Source organism: Amycolatopsis sp. NPDC114478, assembly GCF_055633805.1.
The window spans coordinates 105,931-123,658 of sequence record NZ_JBVKDO010000023.1 but is presented as its reverse complement, the minus strand read 5'-3'; the positions used below and the strand labels follow the sequence as shown (position 1 = coordinate 123,658).

The window sequence follows — 17,728 nt, the reverse complement described above, 5'->3', positions numbered from 1 at the left end:
GCGCCGAGGCTACCTACCCGGCCCCGCCGCGCACCCCGGCCGCGAGCCGGGCGGTGAGCCGCACGAGCTCGGTCTCGTCGGCGTTCAGCAGCGTGTTCACCAGGGCCGACCCGACGATCACGCCGTCGGCGAACCCCGCGACCTCGGCGGCCTGGCCGGCGTCCGAGATCCCCATGCCGACGCACACCGGCAGGTCGGTGACCGCGCGCAGCCGGCGGGTCAGGACGGCGGCGGCCTCGTCCACCGAGTCGCGCGTCCCGGTGACGCCCATCAGCGCCGACGCGTAGACGAACCCGGTGCCGGCCGCGGCGGTTTCCGCCAGCTGCGCGTCCGTGCTGCTCGGCGCGACCACGAACACCGTGGCCAGGTCGTGCGCCGCCGCGTGGCGCCGCCACTGGGCGGACTCGGCCACCGGCAGGTCCGGCAGCACGCAGCCCGAGCCGCCCGCGTCGGCCAGCTCGCGCGCGAACCGCTCGACGCCGTAGCGCGACACCGGGTTCCAGTAGGACATCACCAGCACCGGCTTGCCCGTGGCCGCGTGGACTTCGCGGACCGTGCGCAGGACGTCGGCGATCCGGACGCCGCCGCGCAACGCGATGTCGTCGGCCGTCTGGATGACCGGGCCGTCCAGCACCGGGTCGCTGTGGGGCAGGCCGACTTCGACGATGTCCGCGCCGGCGTCGAGGGTCGCCCGCAGGGCCGCGATCCCGCCGTCGACGGTGGGGAAGCCGGCGGGCAGGTACGCGATGAGCGCGGCCCGGCCGGCCTCCTTCGCCCGGGCGAGCGCGTCGGTGAGCAGCCGCCGGCTCATCGGGCACTCTCCAGTCCGAAGTGGACGGACGCGGTGTCCATGTCCTTGTCGCCGCGGCCGGAGAGGTTCACCAGCAGGAGGGCGTCCGGGCCGAGCTCGGCCCCGACCTGCAGGGTCCCGGCCAGGGCGTGCGCGCTTTCGATCGCGGGGACGATCCCCTCGGTCGAGGCGAGCAGCCGGAACGCGTGCATGGCTTCGTCATCGGTGACCGGGCGGTACGCGGCGCGGCCGGAGTCGTGCAGGTGCGCGTGTTCCGGGCCGACACCGGGGTAGTCGAGCCCGGCCGAGATCGACCAGGCTTCCCGGACCTGGCCTTCGTCGTCCTGCAGGACGTAGGAGCGGGAGCCGTGCAGGACACCGGGTTCGCCCGCCGACAGCGACGCCGCGTGCTCCCCGCTGTCCACGCCGTGCCCGGCCGCTTCGCAGCCGATCAGGCGCACCCCGGGGTCGTCGAGGAACGCGTGGAACAGCCCGATCGCGTTCGATCCGCCGCCCACGCACGCGATGGCGGCGTCGGGCAGCCGGCCGGTCCGCTCGAGGAGCTGGCGCCGGGCCTCGACGCCGATGACGCGCTGGAAGTCCCGGATCATCGCCGGGAACGGGTGCGGCCCGGCGACCGTGCCGAACAGGTAGTGCGTGTCCTCGACGTTGGCGACCCAGTCGCGGAACGTCTCGTTGATGGCGTCCTTGAGGGTGCGCGAGCCCGACGTCACCGGCACGACCCGGGCGCCGAGCAGTTCCATCCGTGCCACGTTGACCGCCTGGCGGCGGATGTCGGTCTCTCCCATGTAGACGGTGCAGGCGAGGCCGGTCAGCGCGCAGGCGGTGGCGGTCGCGACGCCGTGCGAGCCCGCGCCGGTCTCGGCGATCACGCGCGTCTTGCCCATCCGCTGGGCCAGCAACGCCTGGCCGAGCGCGTTGTTCACCTTGTGCGAGCCGGTGTGGTTGAGGTCTTCGCGTTTGAGGAATACCCGCGCGCCCCCGGCGTGCGCGGCGAAGCGCGGCACCTCGGTGAGGGCGCTCGGGCGCCCGACGTAGTGCGCGAGCAGGTCCTCGAACCGGGCGACGAAGGCGGGATCCGCTTTCGCCCGTTCGTATTCGGCGGCGACCTGGTCGACGGCGGCGACGAGCGCCTGCGGGACGAACTGGCCGCCGAAGGCACCGAAGTAGCCCTGGGCGTCGGGAAAGGTCCCCGGCGCGGCCGGGAAGAAGAAGTCCATGGTGGAGGTGCTCCTGACCCGGGAGGTCCCGGGTGGTTCGTGGCTGGTCGGGGATCACTGGAGCGCACGAACGCGCGGGCTCACGAAGTCGTCAGTGAGCCCGGGCGACGCGCGGCACGCGGTGCCATCGCATCCCGTCGACCTGGCCCGCCTCGGAGCCGATCGCGTACCGCACCCGGCGTCCGCGCACGCGCCGCGCGGGCGCCTGGCAGCCATGCTGCCGGCGGCCTCGGGCGAAGCGGACGGTGAGGGGCACGACCGCAGCTTAGCCCGCCGGAGCGCGGTTCCGGAAAGCGTTTTGCCGTGGGGCCGGTCACGACGCGAGGATCGCCACCAGCGCCGCGGTGAAGGGGGCGGGGTCGAGGTCGCCGCGGACGGCGAGCTGCTGGGTGTAGCCGTGGCAGAGGGCCAAGAAGGCTTCGGCGATCCGGGCCGCGTCCGCCGGCTCGCGCTCGGGCAGGAGCGCGGCGACCTCGGCGCGCAGGTCTTCGAGCTGCCGGTCGACGAGGGCCGCGAGGGGCGGGGAGACGGCGGCTTCGGCGTAGATCTGCGCGACCAGCCGGGCGTGGTCCTCCTCGCGGGCCAGGGTGCGGAGGTGCTCGAGGAACCCGCGCACGGACTCGGCCGTCAGCTCGGCGGGGAGCGCCTGGCTCGACTGCTCGCAGATCGCGGCGACGATCTCGTCCTTGCCCTTGAAGTACCGGTAGATCGCGCCGACCGACAGGCCGGACGCTTCGACGAGGTCGGTCATGGACGTCCGGGCGAAGCCGTGCGTGGCGAAGCGGGCGCGGGCGGCGTCGACGATCTGCCGGCGGCGGGCGTCGAGGTGGGCTTGGGTGACTCTCGGCATAAAAGAATGACCATTCGTTTTTTGTGCTAACGTCGCCACCATACCGGCTCGAGGAGGCTTGGGGTGCGTTACCGGACTTTCGGACGGCAGACCGGGTTGCGGGTTTCGGAGTACGTGCTGGGCACGGCCAACTTCGGCTCGGCGCCCACCGCGGCGGGCATCGACGGCGCGAAGGCGATCTTCGGCGCGTTCGTCGCGGCCGGCGGCACCACTTTCGACGTCTCGAACATCTACCAGGACGGCGAGGCCGAGACCGTCCTCGGCGAGCTCCTCGGCCGCGAGCGCGACGACTTCGTGCTGATCACCAAGTACGGCGGCAGCAGGCAGGCGGCCGTCCGTCCGGGCACCACCGGCAACAGCCGCAAGACGATGATCCGTTCCCTGGAGGAAAGCCTGCGCCGCCTGAAGACCGACTACGTCGACGTCTTCATGCCGCACTTCCCCGACGGCGTCACGCCGGTGCCGGAGATTCTGGCCGGCTTCGAGGACCTGGTCCGGGCGGGCAAGATCCGCTACGGCGGGCTGTCGAACTTCCCGGCCTGGCGGGTCGCCGGCGCCGCGGTCCGGGGCGGGCCGCTGGCCGGGATCCAGACCGAGTACAGCCTGGCCGAACGGTCCGCGGAGCGGGAGCTCCTGCCGATGGCGCAGGCCCACGGGCTCGGCGTCGTCGCGTACTCACCGCTGGCGGGCGGCCTGCTGACGGGGAAGTACCGGCGCGGCGAGCGAGGACGGCTCAGCGCCCGGCCGGCGGTCACGGGGCAGCGCGCCGACGTGCTCGACGCGGTCCTCGCCGTCGCCGAGGAGGCGGGGGCGGGCCCGGTCCAGGTCGCGCTGGCGTGGCTGCGGCAGCGCGCCGCGCGGACCTCGATGATCCCCATCGTCGGGCCCCGCACCCCAGCCCACCTGGACGGCTACCTCGCCGCGCTGGACGTCGAGCTGAGCGCGGAACACCACCGCCGGCTGGACGAGGTGAGCGCGATCCGCCTCGGCACCCCGCACGAGGACGTGGCGGCCGCGCTGGCCTCCGGCGCCGACGGTGACCGGAGCCTCCTCGACGCCCCGCCCGTCCCCGTGCCGTGAGTCAGTCGACCCGGACGACGTACTTCCCCCGCACGCCACCGGCTTCCAGGGCGCGGTGCGCTGCCGCCGTCTCCGCCAGGGGGAACACCCGGTCGACCGCCGGGGCGAGTTGCCCTTCGGTCACGTGCCGGGCCAGGTCGTCGAAGTCCGTCCGCTGGGGATTTCCGCTGAACGCGCGGACGCGACCGCGTCCGTGGCGGGCGCTCACGGCGAGGTAGCCCAGCGAGCGGACCGGCCGGGTGAGGTCGAAGGCGATCGTGACCATGCGGCCGCCGGGGGCCAGCAGCCGCCGGAAGTCCGGCAGTCCGGTGCCCGCGGTGTCCAGCACGACGTCGAACCGGCCCAGCTCCGGGAGCCGGACGCTCCGGTGGTCCAGCGCCGTCGTGGCGCCGAGCCCGCGGACGAAGCCGAGGTTGGCGGCGCGGGCCAAGGCCGTGACTTCGGCGCCGTACGCGCGTCCGAGTTGGACGGCGGCGTTGCCGACGCCGCCCGCCGCACCCCGGACGAGCAGCCGTTCGCCGGGGCGCAGCGCGACCTTGTCCCGCAGTGCGGTCACCGCCGTGGTGGCGACCGGCAGGGCCGCGGCGGCCACCAGGTCCAGACCTTCGGGGACCGGACCGAGCCGGTCGGCCGGCACCGTCACGTATTCGGCGGCACTGCCGAACCCGGCGGTGCGCGCCAGCACGCCCCAGACGCGGTCGCCGATCGCGAACGCCGTCGTCCCGGTGCCGAGCGCCGCCACCTCGCCGGTGAAGTCGAGCCCGACGCGCTTTGGGAACTTCCGGCCGGTGAGGAGGCGGATCTTCCCGGAGCGGGCGGCGAGTTCGCCGCCGTTGACGCTGAAGGCGCGCACCCGCACCAGGACTTCGCCCAGGGCCGGCTCGGGGCGCGGCACCCGGCCGACGTAGAGCACGTCCGGGTCGCCGTAGCGGTCGAAGAGCACTGCTTTCATCGTGCGGTCGGTCATGATGGCGAGCGTAGGCTCGCAAGTGGACGAGATCATCCGGTTCGGTCGAGGTGAGAGACAATGCCCGCGGCACCTTCTCGGATACCGGCCCGGCCCGACCTGCGGGCGGACGCGCGGCGCAACCAGGAGCGCCTCCTGGTCGCCGCCCGCGCGGTCTTCGCCGAGCGCGGGATCGACGCGCCCATGGCGACCGTGGCCCGGCGCGCCGGCGTCGGCGTGGCGACGCTGTACCGGCGTTTCCCGAACCGCGACGCCCTGGTGCGGGCTGCGTTCGCGCAGCAGATGGCGACCTGCACGCGGGTTTTCGTCGAGGCACTGGCCGATCCCGATCCGTGGCGCGGGTTCCGGCGGCTGGTCGAGGCGGTTTGCGAGCTGCAGCGCGAGGAGCGGGGCTTCCCGGCCGCGTTTTTGGCCGCCTTCCCGGACGACGCGGCGGCCCACGTGGAGCTGCGGGGCAGCGCCGACCGCGGGCTGGCGGAGCTGGTCCGCCGGGCGCAGGCGGCGGGGGCGCTGCGGCCCGACTTCCGCCCTTCCGACCTCGCGGTGGTCTTCCTGGCGCACGGCGGGCTCGTGACGGCGGTGCCGGCCGACGGCGCGGCGTCCCGGCGGTTGGTCGCGTACCTGCTGCAGTCCTTCCGCGCCGGCGCGGCGAACGAGCCGTTGCCGGCGCCGTCGGCGTTGTCCCTGCGGGGTTTCCCGCCGACGGCGTGACGGGGTTCAGATCTGGTTTTCCCCGCCGTCGACGTACACGTTGGCGCCCAACATGAAACTGCTGTCGGCGGACGCGAGGAAGGCCACCGCGGCCGCGACCTCGTCCACACGTCCGATCCGGCCGAGCGCGATCCGGGCGCCTTCGGCCGCCTTGAACGCCGCCGAGTTCTCCTCGCCCACCAGCTCGGTGATGCCAGAGGTGTCGGTCGGGCCGGGGGAGATGGCGTTGACCCGGATGCCGCGGTCCTTGAGCTCGTTCGCCCAGGCGCGCGTGAACGTCCGCAAGGCCGCCTTGGACGCGGCGTAGGCGCCGAATCCCGCGGTGCCGCGGTCGGCCGCGGTGGAGGCGTTGATGATCACCGAGGCGCCTTCGTTCAGCAGCGGAAGTGCTTTCTGGACCGTGAAAACGGTGCCTTTGACGTTGACGCCGAAGACCTGGTCGAGGTCTTCGGGGGTGATCGTCTCGATGGTCGCGAACGAAGCGGTGGCCGCGTTGGCGAAGAGCACGTCCAAGCCCTGGCCGCGGGCCGCGACCGCGTCGTAGAGGCGGTCGAGGTCGGCCGGGTCCGTGATGTCGCCGGGCACCGCGGTCACGTTCCGGCCGATCGTTTCGGCCGCCTCCTTCAACTCGGTCTCGCGCCGTCCGGTGATGAACACGTGCGCGCCTTCGGCCACCAGCCGGGCGGCGGTGGCCCGGCCGATCCCTCGTGTGCCGCCGCCGGTGACCACCGCGGTTTTGCCTTCGAGCCTGAGCATTTCCGACCTCCGAAGTATTCGGCACCGATCGGTGCCGAATTCGACCGTAGCACTTCTGCACCGATCGGTGCACAAGCGGTACGATCAGGTGGTGACGAAGGCGCAGGCGGGCCGGCCGCGGTCGTTCGATGCCGAGGCAGCGCTGCAGAAGGCCATGGTGGTCTTCTGGGAGCAGGGCTACGAGGGAGCCAGTCTCGCCGACCTGACCGAGGCGATGGGCATCTCCCGCAAGAGCATGTACGCGGCCTACGGCAACAAAGAAGACCTGTTCCGCCTGGCGTTGCAGCGCTACACGGAAGGCCCCGGTGCCTACATCCTCGACGCGCTGCGGGCAGCCACGGCCCGCGAGGTGGCGACGTCGTTCCTCGACGGCTCGGTCCGGGCCAACACCCGGCCCGGGTTTCCTGCCGGGTGCCTGGGGGTGCAGGGCGCGCTGGCCGTCGGCGCGACTGGGCAGGTCGCGCACGACACCCTGGCCGCGTGGCGCGCGCTGGGCCAGGAACACCTGCGCGAACGGTTCCAGCGGGCCGTCGACGAAGGCGATCTGCCCGCCGACGCCGAGCCGGAGCTGCTCGCCCGCTACCTCATGACGATCGCGAACGGCTTGGCCGTACAGGCGGCGGGCGGCGCGACCCGGGAGGACCTCCGGCGGGTGGCCGAGGTCGCGCTGCGGAACTGGCCGCCGGCCTGAGGTGAGCGGCGTCATCTGGACTGTTCGTCCAGGCTCTGTACAGTCTGTCTGGTGAGTAGCGAACACCCCTATGCCGCGTCGCTGCCCTACGGCGGTGTCGTCGAAGTCGAAGCGCTCGCCCGGGTGCGCGATGTCTGAGCGGGACGCCATCCTCGCCGCGCTGGCTCCGGTGGCCGACGGCATCGCCGCGACCCTGGGCTCGTTCTGCGAAGTCGTCGTCCACGACTTCCGCCGTCCGGAGGCGTCGGTCGTGGCGATCGCCGGCTCGGTCACCGAACGCAGCGTCGGCGGGGCGATGAGCGAGATCGGCATGGGCCTGCTGGCGCAAGGGGACGACGCCGAGGACCGGCTGAACTACGTCACCCGCACCGTGTCGGGGAAGCTCGTTAAGTCCTCGACCATGCTGGTGCGCGACAGCGGCGGCGCGGTCTTCGGCGCGCTGTGCGTCAACCTCGACGTCACCGCGCTCGGGCAGCTGCGGACCCTCGTCGGCGAGCTCGCCGACGTCGGGACGGCCGCGGAAGCGCCGACGACGACGTTCGGCGACGACGTCGACGCCGTCGTGGACGCGATCGTCGACGAACACCAGCTGCGCCTCGCCAAGCCGTGGGCCGCACTCAGCCGCGAAGAACGCCTCGAGCTCTTCCGCAGCCTGAACCGGCGCGGCGTCTTCGCCGTCCGGCGCGCGGTGCCCCAGGTCGCCGCCCGGATCGGCATCTCCCGCGCCTCCGCCTACGCCTACCTCGCCGAAGTCCGCGCCGAAGGAGCACCATGACCCCGCCCGTGACCCTCGACGACATCCGCGACGCCGCCGCCCGGCTGGCCGGCGTCGCCCACCGGACCCCGGTCGTGCGCTCGCGCACCCTCGACGACCTCGTTGGCGCCGAAGTCCTGCTCAAGTGCGAAAACCTCCAGCGCATCGGGGCCTTCAAGTTCCGCGGCGCGTACAACGCCGCCTCGCGGCTCTCGCCGGAGCAGCTAGCCAAGGGGATCGCCGCGTACTCGTCGGGCAACCACGCCCAGGCCGTCGCGCTCGCCGCCCGGGAGCTCGGGAGCAGCGCGGTCATCCTCGTCCCCGAGGACACTCCGAAGTCCAAAGTGGACGCAACCCGCGGCTACGGTGCCGAGATCGTCACCTACGACCGGTACACGGGCGACCGCGTCGCGCTCGGCGAGGCGTTGGCGGCCGAGCGGGGGCTGGCGCTGATCCCGCCGTACGAGCACCCGCACGTCATCGCCGGCCAGGGCACCGCGGCGCTGGAACTGCTCGAAGAGGCAGGCCCGGTCGACACCTTGGTCGTCCCGGTCGGCGGCGGCGGTCTCATCGCGGGCAGTTCGACCGCCGCGAAGGCCCTGCAGCCGGGGATCCGCGTCGTCGGCGTAGAACCTGCGGAGGGGGACGACACCAAGCGCTCCCTCGATGCGGGCGAACGCGTTTCGATCCCGGTCCCGCGCACCATCGCCGACGGCCAGGCCGCTTCGATCCCGGGCGAGCTGACGTTCTCGATCAACCGCAACCTGGTCGACGACATCGCCTTGGTTTCGGACGACGCCGTGCGCGAGGCGATGAGGTTCGCGTTCGAGCGCCTGAAGCTGGTCCTGGAGCCCAGCGGCGCGACGGGGCTGGCCGCGCTGATGGACGGGCGGGTGGCCGCGTCCGGCCGGGTCGGGGTGATTATCAGCGGCGGGAACATCAGCCCGGAACGCTTCGCGGAGCTGATCGCGCGGTAGCCGGCGTGACCCCGCCGCGGCGGGGTCACCCGAGACGCTCGACCATGCGTCGGAGACCTGCCGGGTGGGGGCTCCGCACCGCGGGGATCGCAGCGGGGAGTCTGGTCACCGGGTACGGGCCGTCGGCACCGGAGCGGCTGCTTTCCCAACCGCCTGCTCCGGCCCAGACCGGCGCCCCGCTGCCGCTGACCCGGGTCGACCGTCTCCTCGATCTGGCGAAGTTCGACGCCGATCCGTGCGGCCTGCCGACCACTGAGCAGGCCGCGGCCGCGGTGGCCGATCCGCCGAACGAGATCCCGGCGGGCCGGACGACCGGCTCGTCCTCGCCCGGGTGCTCTTGGGGACTGCCGCTCGGCGGGACCGTTTCGGTCGTGAAGCCGATCTACAGCCCGAAGACGCTGGCGGAGCTGTCGGTGTCCGAGCTGAAGCAGGACGGCAAGCTGGACCCGTGGACCGAGACATCGATCGCGCGAGCGAGCTCCCGGGAAGCTACTGGGACAAGGACCGCTGCGGCGGCATGGCGAAGATGGCCGAGTTCGTGCTCGGCAACCTCCGGCGAGGCTGACCCCGCCTTCGCCGAAAGCGCCACGCGGGACGGCGTCACCGCTTACCATCGCCGCATGACGCCCCTGGTGTTGACGACCATCGAGGTCATCCCGCGCGTGCTGCTGCTCGTCGTCGGTGTGCTCGGCCTGATCTTTTCGATCAAGGGACGCGCCCGGGGTGTCTCCGGTCTGCTCGTTGCCGCCTTCGCCGTTGTGCTCGTCGCGACGGTCGCGGGTATCGCGTGGCAGTTCGTTTCGCTGAACGCGCCTTCGTGGATCCGGGCCAACCACCTGAGCGCCGCGGACATCAACGTGATCTTCCTGGCCGTGGGCGTTCCGCTCGACGGCGCCGCGGTGCTTTCCTGGCTGCTGGTCGCGATCGGGGTCGTCAAGAGCGGCCGTGCGCGAGCCGCCTTCGGGCCGTACCCGGGGCCCGTCAACTACTACCAGCAGCCGCCGAACTAACGCTCCTTCTCGGTCGCGACAGCGGAAGCCGAGACGAGCGTCGCCGCCGCGAGACTGCCCCAGAGGACGGCCGAGCCGCGGGCGGCGAGTGCGGTGATGACCGCGGGGGAGACGGCTAACCCGAAACCCGTGGAGAGCTGGAAGCGGGCGAGAGCGCGGCCCAGGACGTGGTCCGGCGCGAGAGCGGTGACGAGCGCGGTGGCGCTGCCCGCGTAGACGATCTCGCCGAGCGTGCAGACCACCGACACCACGGCGACGGCCGGGGCGCCCCACGGCGTCGCGGCGAGGAAACCGAGGTAGGACAAGGTGATCACCACGCCACCGAGGGCCAGCGCCGTCCGCCGGGCGAAGCGGGCCATCAGGACGGTGACCGGCACCTGCAGCGTGACCACCAGCACCGTGTTCGCCACGAAGACGGCCGCCGGCCACACCGGAGACGCGTGCAGCTGCGTCACCAGGATCAGCGGGAGCGCGACTTCGGGGACGTTGAGGCAGAACACGTAGACCACGTTGGCGGCGAGGAGCCCGCGCAGCCGCGGTGCGGGTCCGCCGGCGGTGGCCGGGGTGGCGGCCGGCCGGGCGCGGACGTGGACCGACCACGCCAAGGCCGCCGCGACGAGGTAGGCGAGCCCGGTGCCGACGGCCAGTGCGTGCAACGCGGTGGCGCCGCCCGCCAGGCACGCCGTGGCGAGCAGCCCACCCACCCCGAGCCCGGCGTTGCGCAGCGCGCGGCCTCCCGCGAGCGCCGCGTCGCGGTCGCGTCCGTGGGCGACCGTGGCCACGAGCGCCGCGTGGGCGGCCGGCCACGCCTGGTTGCCGATGCCGAGGAAGAGCGCCGCCGTCGCGAACAGCCCGACGTCGCCCGCGGGGGTGGCGAGCAGCAGCGCGACCCCCACCACGCGCACGAGCATCGACGCGGCCACGGCCGTGCTGCGCACGCCGCGGTCCAGCAGGCGGCCGACCGCGGGCATGCACCCGAGGCCCACGACGACCCCGGCCGTCATGGCGACGCCGGTGGCCGGCGCGGACAGCCCCAGCACCAGCACGCCGTAGAGCAGCAGGAAAGGCCGCAGCAGGCCGGTGCCGAGCGCGTCCACGGCCAGCGCGACGGCGTAGCGGGGGCCGCCGGAAGCCCGGACGAGGGCACGCGGCCGGATCTGGGTCGTCATGGCGTCCACAGTGCGTTCGTCCACCGGTTCCGCCACGCCGGTTGACGAACTCCGTCAACCGACGTCGTCGTCCGCCGCGCGGCCAGCGAGAATGCGGGCATGACCGTGCGGATCGACATCAGCGCCCTGCCGGCCGGGCGGCTGCGGTTCGCGGCGTCGCCGCTGGCCGAGCTGACGGCGATGCTGCACGTCCTGGCCGAGCCCGGGCACCACCCGCAGCTCGCCGGCTGGGCCGCGGACGTCTGGGCGGGGCTGCGGCCGGAACTGGCCGAGCGGCTGCGGGAGGCGGAGTTCCTGTGGCGCTCTTCGCGAGCCGACTTCCTGGTGCCCGCCCGGCCCCGGCCGACGCTGGCCGAAGAACTGGACGACGTGGACCGGATCGACGACGAAACCTACGTGACCGCCGCGCTCACCACGACGTGCGGCAGCAACCGCGTCCACTTCGGAGCGCCGTCGCCACTCGCGGACGCGACGGCCCGCGAGCGGGCCCTGGACCTGGCCCAGGCCCGCGGGGCGCTGCAAGAGGCGTTCGCGGAACGGCTGCTCGCGGACCCGGCCGCCGTGCGGACGCGGGTGCGGGACACCCTCGAACAGTGCGCCGAAGCGTTCTTCGACGCGGCCTGGCAAGGCGTCTCCGGACACCTTGCCACCGACGTGCGCCGGAAGACCGACCTGTTGCGGCGCCAGGGCATCGGAGCGGCGCTCACGTCGGTTTCCGGCGCGGTCATGCTGTCCCCGGACGGCACCGGCATCCTCGTGGACAAGCTGCAGGACAACGCGATCGTGGCCGACGGCGCCGGCGTCACGTTCCTTCCCAGTGTCTTCGGCCACCCGCACCTCGTGGCGGTGCACGCGCCCGGGTGGCAGCCGGTGGTGCAGTACCCGGTGGCGGCGCCGGAGCCGGTCCCGCTGGAGACGGTCACGTTGCGGCTGGAGGCGCTGGCGCACCCGGTCCGGCTGCGGCTGCTGCGCACCTTGGCCCGCGGCCCGCACACGACCGGCGAGCTGGCCCGCGCGTGGGCCCTGTCGGCGCCGGAGGTTTCCCGCCACCTGGCGGTTCTGCGGCGCGCGGGCCTGGTCACGCCCCGGCGGCAGGGGCGGTACGTCCGGTACACCGTCAACGTGCCCGACTTGACGGCGCTGGGGTCCGACCTGCTCGCGGCCGTGCTGCGCTGAGCGCGGGACACGGGACGTCGCCGGAAGTTCACCGGTTCGGCAGGTTCCCGGTTCCCTTCCGGCGATGCGCGTCGGCCAGCATTCCCGTGCCCGTACGAGACGAGGAGGTTCCGTGCCCGCCTTGACGCTTTCCCGGACCGTGAAACGGCTCGCCGTCACCGTCACCGCGGTGGCCGCCGTGCTCGGTGTCGCCGCCCCCGCCGCCGACGCCACCGTATACAGCTCCTGCACGCAGTCCCGGTGCACCGACGCGCGCTCCGCCAACTCGACCTGGCAGGCCAAGGGCTACCCGGGTACCCGCGGCTGGTACGACTGGCCCGGCGGCAAGTGCAGCTACGCGGGCGGTACCTACCAGAACCGCGAAGGCGAGCTCCCGGCCGGCCACTCGTTCCGCGAGTTCGACGTCTACCCGCGCACCTGCGGGGCGGCCCGCGACGCGTACCGGATCATCGTCGACCTGACCACCGGCGTGGTCTGGTTCTCGCCGAACCACTACACGGACTTCTACAAGATCTGAGCCCGCGGGCGAAAGCCTCGCGCCGGAAGGTCAGCCCCGGAGACGGCAGTCTTCGGGGTTTTCCCCTTCTTGGTGGGCGGTCCGCGCGACCCGCTCCAGCAACGTCCGCAGCTGCTGTTGATCGGCCGGCTCCAGATCGGCCAGCAGCTGCGCCTCCGCCTTGCCGAGGCGCTCCCGGGCCTCCTTCAGCGCCCGCGTTCCCTTCTCCGTGATGAGCACCTGACGCGCCCGGCGGTCGACGGGGTCCTGCTGCCGCTTGAGCAACCCCTCGGCTTCCAGGTCGTCGAGCAGGTAGGTCATCACTGTCTTGTTCAGCGTCAGTTGCTGGGCGAGCGCGAGCTGCGAACGGGGTGGCCCGGACACGACCGCCATCAGCACCAGGTACCCCCGGGGACCGCCGGGCAAGGCGGCGACGGAGCTCGTGGCGGTCCGGCGGAACGCGCCGGACACCACCCGCAGCGCCCACCCCAGGTCGCTGTCCAGGCCGAGGGGTTCATCGGCCGGCGGCTTGCGCTCGGAAGCTCGGGGCGTCACCCCCGTGATGGTAGGTGGCGGCCGAGATGACTTGCAAGACAGATGAGTTGTCAAGCAGATCGTCTGCTCAGTAGACTATCTGTCGTGAACATCGTTCTGTGGTTCCTGGCCGGTCTGGTCGCCGCCGGTTTCCTGTTTTCCGGCGCGTACAAGCTCGCCTTACCGCACGAGAAGTACGTCGCGGCGCAGGCTTGGGCCGCCGACGCGCCGCCCTGGGCCCCGCACGCGATCGGCGTGCTGGAGGTGCTCGGCGCACTGGGCCTGGTCCTGCCCGCCGTGCTCGGCGTCGCGCCGATCCTGGTCCCGTTCGCTGCGACCGGCCTGGCGCTGGTGATGGCCGGCGCCGTCGTGCTGCACCTGCGGCGGCGTGAGTTCCCGGCGCTGGTGCCGAGCGGGGTGCTGCTGGTCCTGGCGGCGGTGGTGGCGTGGGGCCGGTTTGGGCCGTATGCGTTCTGATCCGCATTTCGTTGCCATGAAAGGGAATTCCTTGCCCATCGCGCTGGTGACCGGGGCCAACCGCGGCCTCGGCTTTGAAACCGCCCAGCAGCTCGCCGCCGCCGGGTTCTACCTCTACCTCGCTGCCCGTGACGAAGGCAAAGCCACCGAAGCTGCGGCGAAGCTGGGGGCGCGGGCCCTCGTCCTCGACGTCACCGACGACGACTCCGTCGCCGCGGCGGCCGCGCTCGTCGAGCGCGAACAGGGTCACCTCGACGTGCTCGTCAACAACGCTGCCATCCGGCCGGAGCTGAAGCCGGTGGCGGAGGTGACCGCCGCCTACGCGCGGACGGTCTTCGACACCAACACCACCGGCGTCATCCGGGTCATGCACGCCTTCCTGCCCCTGCTGGAGAAGGCGGCCCACGGCGTCGTCGTCAACGTCGGCAGCGGCACCGGATCGTTCGGCCGCGTCCACGACCCGGACCGGCTGGAGTCTCGGCTCGTCGAGATCCCTTATACGGCGTCGAAAGCGGCCCTCTCGATGCTGACGGTGCAGTACGCCAAGGCGTACCCGGGCCTGCGGATCAACGTCGTCGACCCCGGCCCCACGGCGACCGGTATGAACTCGCTCCCCGGCGTGCAGCCCGTCGAAGCCGGCGCGGCACCGATCGTGCGGGCCGCGCGGTTCACCGCGGCGGATCCGACCGGCCGGTTCCTCGACGCCACCGGGATTTCGCCGTGGTGACCCTCAGGACGACGGTGGTACACGCCGTTCAACGGCCGGCCACAGGGCGTCGAGTGCCGCGTCCACCAGCCTGACGCGCGGCACCGCGGGGTGGTCGTGCCACCAGAGCGCGAGGGCGCGCAGGGAGGCGGCAATGATCTCGATCAGCATTTCCGTGCCGAGTTCGTCCACTTCGGACTCGGCCGAGGCCAGGACGTCGGTGACGAAGGGGGCCAGCGCCGCCCGGCTCGCGCGCGTGGCGTCGACCTGCGCCTGACGGGCGCCTTCGTCGGCGGTGGCGACCTGGAACAGCACGGGGATCGACTTCCGGCGCTGCTCGACGTGCGCGAACCAGGCGTCGAGCGCGGCGGCGAACCGCTGCCGCAGCGGCTCCGGGGCGGCGAAGGTGACTTGCCAGGCGGCGCGCAGCCGGGCGTACTCGGCGGCGAGCACTTCCCGGAACAGCGCGAGCTTCGACGGGAAGTGGTCGTACAGCACCGGCGCCGAGATCCCCGCACGCCGGGCGATCTCGTCGATCGGCGCACCGTCGTACCCGCGTTCGGCGAACACCTCGGTCGCGCTCTCGACGATCACCTCGCGCCGCTTCGCCGCGGACATCCGCCGCTTCGGTTCCCTTGACATCCGCCCGGCTCCCGTCCGATCCTTAACCTAACGATCGCTAGGTTAGTGGGTGAAGCCGTGACCGACCAGCTGACGGAATGGCACCGGCGGGGCGTGACGACCACGGTGCCGGTCCGGGGCGTGCCCCGCGCGGTGTTCCACCGGGTGTCGGGAAGCGGAAGCCCGGTGGTGTTCCTGCACGGCTTCCCGGCGTCGTCGTTCGAGTGGGCACGGGTGGAGCCGCTCGCGGCGCGCCGGCACACCGTCGTGACGTTCGACTTCCTCGGCTTCGGCGCGTCCGAGAAGCCCCGCAAGCACCGCTACAGCGTCTTCGAGCAAGCCGACCTCACCCAGGCGCTGATCGAGTCGCTCGGCTTGGAGAAGGTCACCCTGGTGGCCTACGACTACGGCGCCATCGTGGCTTCGGAGCTCCTCGCCCGCGACCTGCCGTTCGCGATCGGCCGGTGCGTGTTCCTGAACGCGGGGCTGTACGCCGACCAGTACCGGCCCCGGCTGATCCAGCGGGCGTCGCTGTGGCCGGTGCTCGGGAGCCTGCTCGCCCGCTCCCTGACCGAGCGGCAGTTCACCCGGTCCTGGTCCCGGATCTTCTCTCCCGGGCACCCGTTGGACCCCGAGCTGGCCGCACTGCACTACCGCGCGTTGCGCGCGGGCCACCCCGACCCGGACCTGACGGCGCGGCTGCTGCACTACATCCCCGAGCGCGCGGCCCACCGCGACCGCTTCGAGCCGGTTTTCGCGGAATCGCCGGTGCCCTTGTCGTTCCTGTGGGGGATGCGTGATCCCGTGTCCGGGCCGAGGGTGGCGCGGGAGCTGCGGAGCCGCAGGCCGGACGCCGACCTGGTCGAGTACCCCGACGTCGGCCACTGCCCGCACCTCGAAGTCCCCGAGCGGGTGGCCGCGGACATCCTCGCCAGAACAAGCGATCAGGCGCACCGGTAGTAGCGGACGCCGTCGATCTCGGTGGCCGTGAGCCTGCCCTGTGCGGTCAGCACGTCCAGGTGCGCTCCCGTCTCCAAGACCGCCAGCATCCGGTTGAACGGGTCCAGCTCCGGCAGCTTGCGCGCCCGGCGGGTCCAGCCGATCCGCAGCGCGGTCTCGAACGCCGTCGTGGCTCCGGCGGCGACCAGTGCGAGGATCGAGTCCAGCCGTTCCCGGTGGTGGGTCAGGAGTTCGTCGACGCGGGCGTGGACGCTTTCGGTGACCGGTCCGTGGGCCGGCAGCAGCCGGCGGTCCGGCAGCTCCCGCACCACGCGCAGGGAGCCGAGGTAGTCCTTCAGCGGCAGTTCGGTGGCCGCGGCCTGGAACCCGATGGACGGCGTGATGTGGGGGAGCACGTGGTCGCCCGAGAACAGCAGGTTCGCCTTGCCGTCCACGAAAACGACGTGCCCGTCGGTGTGGCCCGGGGTGGCGACGACCTCGAGCTCCCGGCCAGGAAGCACCGAACGCCGGCCTGGGGTCAGCCACTCGTCGGGTGGTTCCCAGATTTCCGGTTCCTCGTCCGAAAGCTCCTCGGAAAGCCCGGCGATCAGTTCCGCGCCTCCGCCCAGCCGGACGCCGTCGAGCTGGGCCTGGAGCGGGTCGAGGCCGGGGTCGGCGACCAGGCGCAAACTGGGGCGTTCGCCCGCGCCCAAGGAGACCTTGGTGCCGAACTCCCGTCTCAGCGCCACCGCCTGCGTGTAGTGGTCGCGGTGGATGTGGGTGACCAGGAACTCCCGGACGTCGCCGAGCTCCGCGCCGAGGGTCGCGAGCGCCTCGGCGAGCAGCTTGCGCGACTCGGCGAGCGCCCAGCCCGAGTCGATGAGCACCAGGTCGGCGCCGTCGGTCAGCGCGTAGACGTTGATCGCGCGCAGGGCGTCGTTCGGCAGGGGGAGCGGGATCCGGTACACGCCTTCGGCCACTTCGTGGCAGCCGGGCTCGCTCCACTGTGGACTCACGGCGGTCACCGGGCGCTCCAGCCGCCGTCGACGTACAGATCGGACCCGGTGGTGTAGCCGGAATCGTCGCTGGCCAGGTAAGCGACCGCGGCGGCGACCTCTTCCGGGCGGCCCAGCCGGCCCATCGGCGTGTTCGCCAGCATCGCGGTGTGGCGCTCGGTGTTCGCGAAGCGGTCCAGCAGCTGCCGCGTGCCGATGAAGCCGGGGACCACGGAATTGACCCGGACGCCGGACGTGGCCCAGTGCAGGGCGGCGTTCATGGTCATCGACCGCACCGCGCCTTTGGCCGCCGCGTAGGAGAAGCTGTTCGCGAGGCCGCCCGTCCGGCCGAGGATCGAGCCCACGTTCACGATCGCGCCGCCGCCCGCCCGCGCGATCGCGGGCCCCGCGTGTTTCATGCCGAGCCAGGTGCCGAGCTGGTCGACCGCGACGACCTGGTCCCACCGGTGCCGCTCTTCGGTCTCGACGGTGCCGGTGCTGCCGATGCCGGCGTTGTTCACGAGGACGTGGAGCGCGCCCCACCGTTCGCGCACGACCTCCAGGGCCGCCGGCCAGTCGGCTTCGGCGGCGACGTCGAGCTTGACCGGTACCGCGTCGCCGCCGAGGCGGTCCGCCAAGTCCTTGCACGCGGCTTCGTCGACATCGCTGAGCGCGAGGGACGCCCCTTCCGCGGCCAGGCGGGTGGCGATGGCCGTGCCCAGGCCGCCGGTCGCGCCGGTCAGCAGCACGCGCCGGTTCTCGAATCGGTGCACTCGGTCTCCTTCGGT

General features: G+C 72.7%; 22 protein-coding genes. 11 read left to right on the top strand and 11 right to left on the bottom strand.

The annotated features are described in order from the left end of the window. Positions 1-13: 13 nt before the first annotated feature. The 4 genes from trpA to ACZ7OH_RS42400 all read right to left on the bottom strand — a co-directional run bounded on the left by trpA (position 14) and on the right by ACZ7OH_RS42400 (position 2,881). Positions 14-811, bottom strand: a complete 798-nt coding sequence (trpA, locus tag ACZ7OH_RS42415) for a tryptophan synthase subunit alpha (protein ID WP_470286075.1) — start codon at positions 809-811, stop codon at positions 14-16. Then, on the bottom strand, positions 808-2,031 hold the full coding sequence (gene trpB / locus ACZ7OH_RS42410; protein ID WP_470286074.1) for a tryptophan synthase subunit beta: 1,224 nt from the start codon (positions 2,029-2,031) through the stop codon (positions 808-810). Before trpB ends, trpA begins: the two co-directional genes overlap by 4 nt. A gap of 91 nt (positions 2,032-2,122) precedes the next feature. After that, complete coding sequence (trpM, locus tag ACZ7OH_RS42405) at positions 2,123-2,287, bottom strand: tryptophan biosynthesis modulator TrpM (protein ID WP_470286073.1); 165 nt, start codon at positions 2,285-2,287, stop codon at positions 2,123-2,125. A 57-nt stretch (positions 2,288-2,344) separates the two neighbouring features. After that, a complete protein-coding gene (locus ACZ7OH_RS42400) occupies positions 2,345-2,881 on the bottom strand; it encodes a TetR/AcrR family transcriptional regulator (RefSeq protein WP_400890372.1) in 537 nt (178 codons plus the stop codon). A 63-nt stretch (positions 2,882-2,944) separates the two neighbouring features. Here ACZ7OH_RS42400 and ACZ7OH_RS42395 point away from each other — a divergent pair, with 63 nt between their 5' ends. Beyond that, positions 2,945-3,961, top strand: coding sequence for an aldo/keto reductase (locus ACZ7OH_RS42395; RefSeq protein ID WP_470286072.1), 1,017 nt, complete (start codon positions 2,945-2,947; stop codon positions 3,959-3,961). Position 3,962: 1 nt separating this feature from the next. On the opposite strand, the gene ACZ7OH_RS42390 is transcribed toward ACZ7OH_RS42395, so the two are convergent. Next, complete coding sequence (locus ACZ7OH_RS42390) at positions 3,963-4,928, bottom strand: NAD(P)-dependent alcohol dehydrogenase (RefSeq protein WP_470286071.1); 966 nt, start codon at positions 4,926-4,928, stop codon at positions 3,963-3,965. A 60-nt stretch (positions 4,929-4,988) separates the two neighbouring features. On the opposite strand from ACZ7OH_RS42390, the gene ACZ7OH_RS42385 reads away from it, so the two are divergent. After that, positions 4,989-5,639, top strand: coding sequence for a TetR/AcrR family transcriptional regulator (locus tag ACZ7OH_RS42385; RefSeq protein ID WP_470286070.1), 651 nt, complete (start codon positions 4,989-4,991; stop codon positions 5,637-5,639). Positions 5,640-5,645: 6 nt separating this feature from the next. Here ACZ7OH_RS42385 and ACZ7OH_RS42380 read toward each other — a convergent pair whose 3' ends face one another. Further along, complete coding sequence (locus ACZ7OH_RS42380; protein WP_470286069.1) at positions 5,646-6,395, bottom strand: SDR family NAD(P)-dependent oxidoreductase; 750 nt, start codon at positions 6,393-6,395, stop codon at positions 5,646-5,648. Between the two features lie 91 nt (positions 6,396-6,486). Here ACZ7OH_RS42380 and ACZ7OH_RS42375 point away from each other — a divergent pair, with 91 nt between their 5' ends. The 4 genes from ACZ7OH_RS42375 (at position 6,487) to ACZ7OH_RS42360 (ending at position 9,827) form a co-directional block, all read left to right on the top strand. Continuing rightward, entirely contained in the window at positions 6,487-7,086 is a 600-nt protein-coding gene (locus ACZ7OH_RS42375; protein ID WP_470286068.1) for a TetR/AcrR family transcriptional regulator, read from the top strand. Between the two features lie 130 nt (positions 7,087-7,216). Beyond that, positions 7,217-7,861, top strand: coding sequence for a helix-turn-helix transcriptional regulator (locus tag ACZ7OH_RS42370; protein ID WP_470286067.1), 645 nt, complete (start codon positions 7,217-7,219; stop codon positions 7,859-7,861). Then, complete coding sequence (locus tag ACZ7OH_RS42365; RefSeq protein ID WP_470286066.1) at positions 7,858-8,817, top strand: pyridoxal-phosphate dependent enzyme; 960 nt, start codon at positions 7,858-7,860, stop codon at positions 8,815-8,817. The genes ACZ7OH_RS42370 and ACZ7OH_RS42365 overlap by 4 nt, the downstream gene beginning before the upstream one ends. Before the next feature lie 620 nt (positions 8,818-9,437). Further along, positions 9,438-9,827, top strand: coding sequence for a hypothetical protein (locus ACZ7OH_RS42360; protein ID WP_470286065.1), 390 nt, complete (start codon positions 9,438-9,440; stop codon positions 9,825-9,827). Here the strand turns inward: ACZ7OH_RS42360 and ACZ7OH_RS42355 are convergent. Then, positions 9,824-10,996, bottom strand: coding sequence for an MFS transporter (locus ACZ7OH_RS42355; protein WP_470286064.1), 1,173 nt, complete (start codon positions 10,994-10,996; stop codon positions 9,824-9,826). The genes ACZ7OH_RS42360 and ACZ7OH_RS42355 overlap by 4 nt on opposite strands. Positions 10,997-11,095: 99 nt before the next feature. Here ACZ7OH_RS42355 and ACZ7OH_RS42350 point away from each other — a divergent pair, with 99 nt between their 5' ends. Next, entirely contained in the window at positions 11,096-12,172 is a 1,077-nt protein-coding gene (locus ACZ7OH_RS42350) for a DUF5937 family protein (protein WP_470286063.1), read from the top strand. A 112-nt stretch (positions 12,173-12,284) separates the two neighbouring features. Further along, entirely contained in the window at positions 12,285-12,689 is a 405-nt protein-coding gene (locus ACZ7OH_RS42345) for a ribonuclease domain-containing protein (protein ID WP_400890394.1), read from the top strand. A 30-nt stretch (positions 12,690-12,719) separates the two neighbouring features. Here ACZ7OH_RS42345 and ACZ7OH_RS42340 read toward each other — a convergent pair whose 3' ends face one another. Next, positions 12,720-13,223, bottom strand: coding sequence for a MarR family winged helix-turn-helix transcriptional regulator (locus tag ACZ7OH_RS42340; protein WP_470286062.1), 504 nt, complete (start codon positions 13,221-13,223; stop codon positions 12,720-12,722). A gap of 84 nt (positions 13,224-13,307) precedes the next feature. Here ACZ7OH_RS42340 and ACZ7OH_RS42335 point away from each other — a divergent pair, with 84 nt between their 5' ends. Both ACZ7OH_RS42335 and ACZ7OH_RS42330 read left to right on the top strand, forming a co-directional pair. After that, a complete protein-coding gene (locus ACZ7OH_RS42335) occupies positions 13,308-13,679 on the top strand; it encodes a DoxX family protein (RefSeq protein ID WP_470286061.1) in 372 nt (123 codons plus the stop codon). Positions 13,680-13,710: 31 nt separating this feature from the next. Continuing rightward, positions 13,711-14,406: an SDR family NAD(P)-dependent oxidoreductase gene (locus tag ACZ7OH_RS42330; RefSeq protein ID WP_470286060.1), complete on the top strand. Its 696-nt coding sequence runs from the start codon at positions 13,711-13,713 to the stop codon at positions 14,404-14,406. A gap of 3 nt (positions 14,407-14,409) precedes the next feature. On the opposite strand, the gene ACZ7OH_RS42325 is transcribed toward ACZ7OH_RS42330, so the two are convergent. Continuing rightward, positions 14,410-15,027 carry a TetR/AcrR family transcriptional regulator gene (locus tag ACZ7OH_RS42325; protein WP_470286059.1) on the bottom strand — a complete coding sequence of 206 codons (618 nt, stop codon included), beginning with the start codon at positions 15,025-15,027 and terminating at the stop codon, positions 14,410-14,412. Between the two features lie 57 nt (positions 15,028-15,084). On the opposite strand from ACZ7OH_RS42325, the gene ACZ7OH_RS42320 reads away from it, so the two are divergent. Further along, positions 15,085-15,966 carry an alpha/beta fold hydrolase gene (locus tag ACZ7OH_RS42320; RefSeq protein WP_470286058.1) on the top strand — a complete coding sequence of 294 codons (882 nt, stop codon included), beginning with the start codon at positions 15,085-15,087 and terminating at the stop codon, positions 15,964-15,966. Here the strand turns inward: ACZ7OH_RS42320 and ACZ7OH_RS42315 are convergent. Beyond that, positions 15,951-16,970, bottom strand: a complete 1,020-nt coding sequence (locus ACZ7OH_RS42315; RefSeq protein ID WP_470286057.1) for an MBL fold metallo-hydrolase — start codon at positions 16,968-16,970, stop codon at positions 15,951-15,953. The two genes, ACZ7OH_RS42320 and ACZ7OH_RS42315, sit on opposite strands and share 16 nt — an antisense overlap. Next, a complete protein-coding gene (locus ACZ7OH_RS42310; protein ID WP_470286056.1) occupies positions 16,967-17,713 on the bottom strand; it encodes an SDR family NAD(P)-dependent oxidoreductase in 747 nt (248 codons plus the stop codon). Before ACZ7OH_RS42310 ends, ACZ7OH_RS42315 begins: the two co-directional genes overlap by 4 nt. Positions 17,714-17,728 lie beyond the last annotated feature (15 nt).

What these genes read in the sequence shown, in the direction of transcription:
- ACZ7OH_RS42355 (WP_470286064.1), bottom strand. Translation starts at nt 10,996, where the DNA reads ATGACGACCCAGATCCGGCCGCGTGCCCTCGTCCGGGCTTCCGGCGGC.
- ACZ7OH_RS42365 (WP_470286066.1), top strand. Translation starts at nt 7,858, where the DNA reads ATGACCCCGCCCGTGACCCTCGACGACATCCGCGACGCCGCCGCCCGG.
- ACZ7OH_RS42385 (WP_470286070.1), top strand. Translation starts at nt 4,989, where the DNA reads ATGCCCGCGGCACCTTCTCGGATACCGGCCCGGCCCGACCTGCGGGCG.
- ACZ7OH_RS42325 (WP_470286059.1), bottom strand. Translation starts at nt 15,027, where the DNA reads ATGTCAAGGGAACCGAAGCGGCGGATGTCCGCGGCGAAGCGGCGCGAG.
- ACZ7OH_RS42370 (WP_470286067.1), top strand. Translation starts at nt 7,217, where the DNA reads ATGTCTGAGCGGGACGCCATCCTCGCCGCGCTGGCTCCGGTGGCCGAC.
- ACZ7OH_RS42390 (WP_470286071.1), bottom strand. Translation starts at nt 4,928, where the DNA reads ATGACCGACCGCACGATGAAAGCAGTGCTCTTCGACCGCTACGGCGAC.
- trpA (WP_470286075.1), bottom strand. Translation starts at nt 811, where the DNA reads ATGAGCCGGCGGCTGCTCACCGACGCGCTCGCCCGGGCGAAGGAGGCC.
- ACZ7OH_RS42350 (WP_470286063.1), top strand. Translation starts at nt 11,096, where the DNA reads ATGACCGTGCGGATCGACATCAGCGCCCTGCCGGCCGGGCGGCTGCGG.
- ACZ7OH_RS42380 (WP_470286069.1), bottom strand. Translation starts at nt 6,395, where the DNA reads ATGCTCAGGCTCGAAGGCAAAACCGCGGTGGTCACCGGCGGCGGCACA.
- ACZ7OH_RS42360 (WP_470286065.1), top strand. Translation starts at nt 9,438, where the DNA reads ATGACGCCCCTGGTGTTGACGACCATCGAGGTCATCCCGCGCGTGCTG.
- ACZ7OH_RS42400 (WP_400890372.1), bottom strand. Translation starts at nt 2,881, where the DNA reads ATGCCGAGAGTCACCCAAGCCCACCTCGACGCCCGCCGCCGGCAGATC.
- trpB (WP_470286074.1), bottom strand. Translation starts at nt 2,031, where the DNA reads ATGGACTTCTTCTTCCCGGCCGCGCCGGGGACCTTTCCCGACGCCCAG.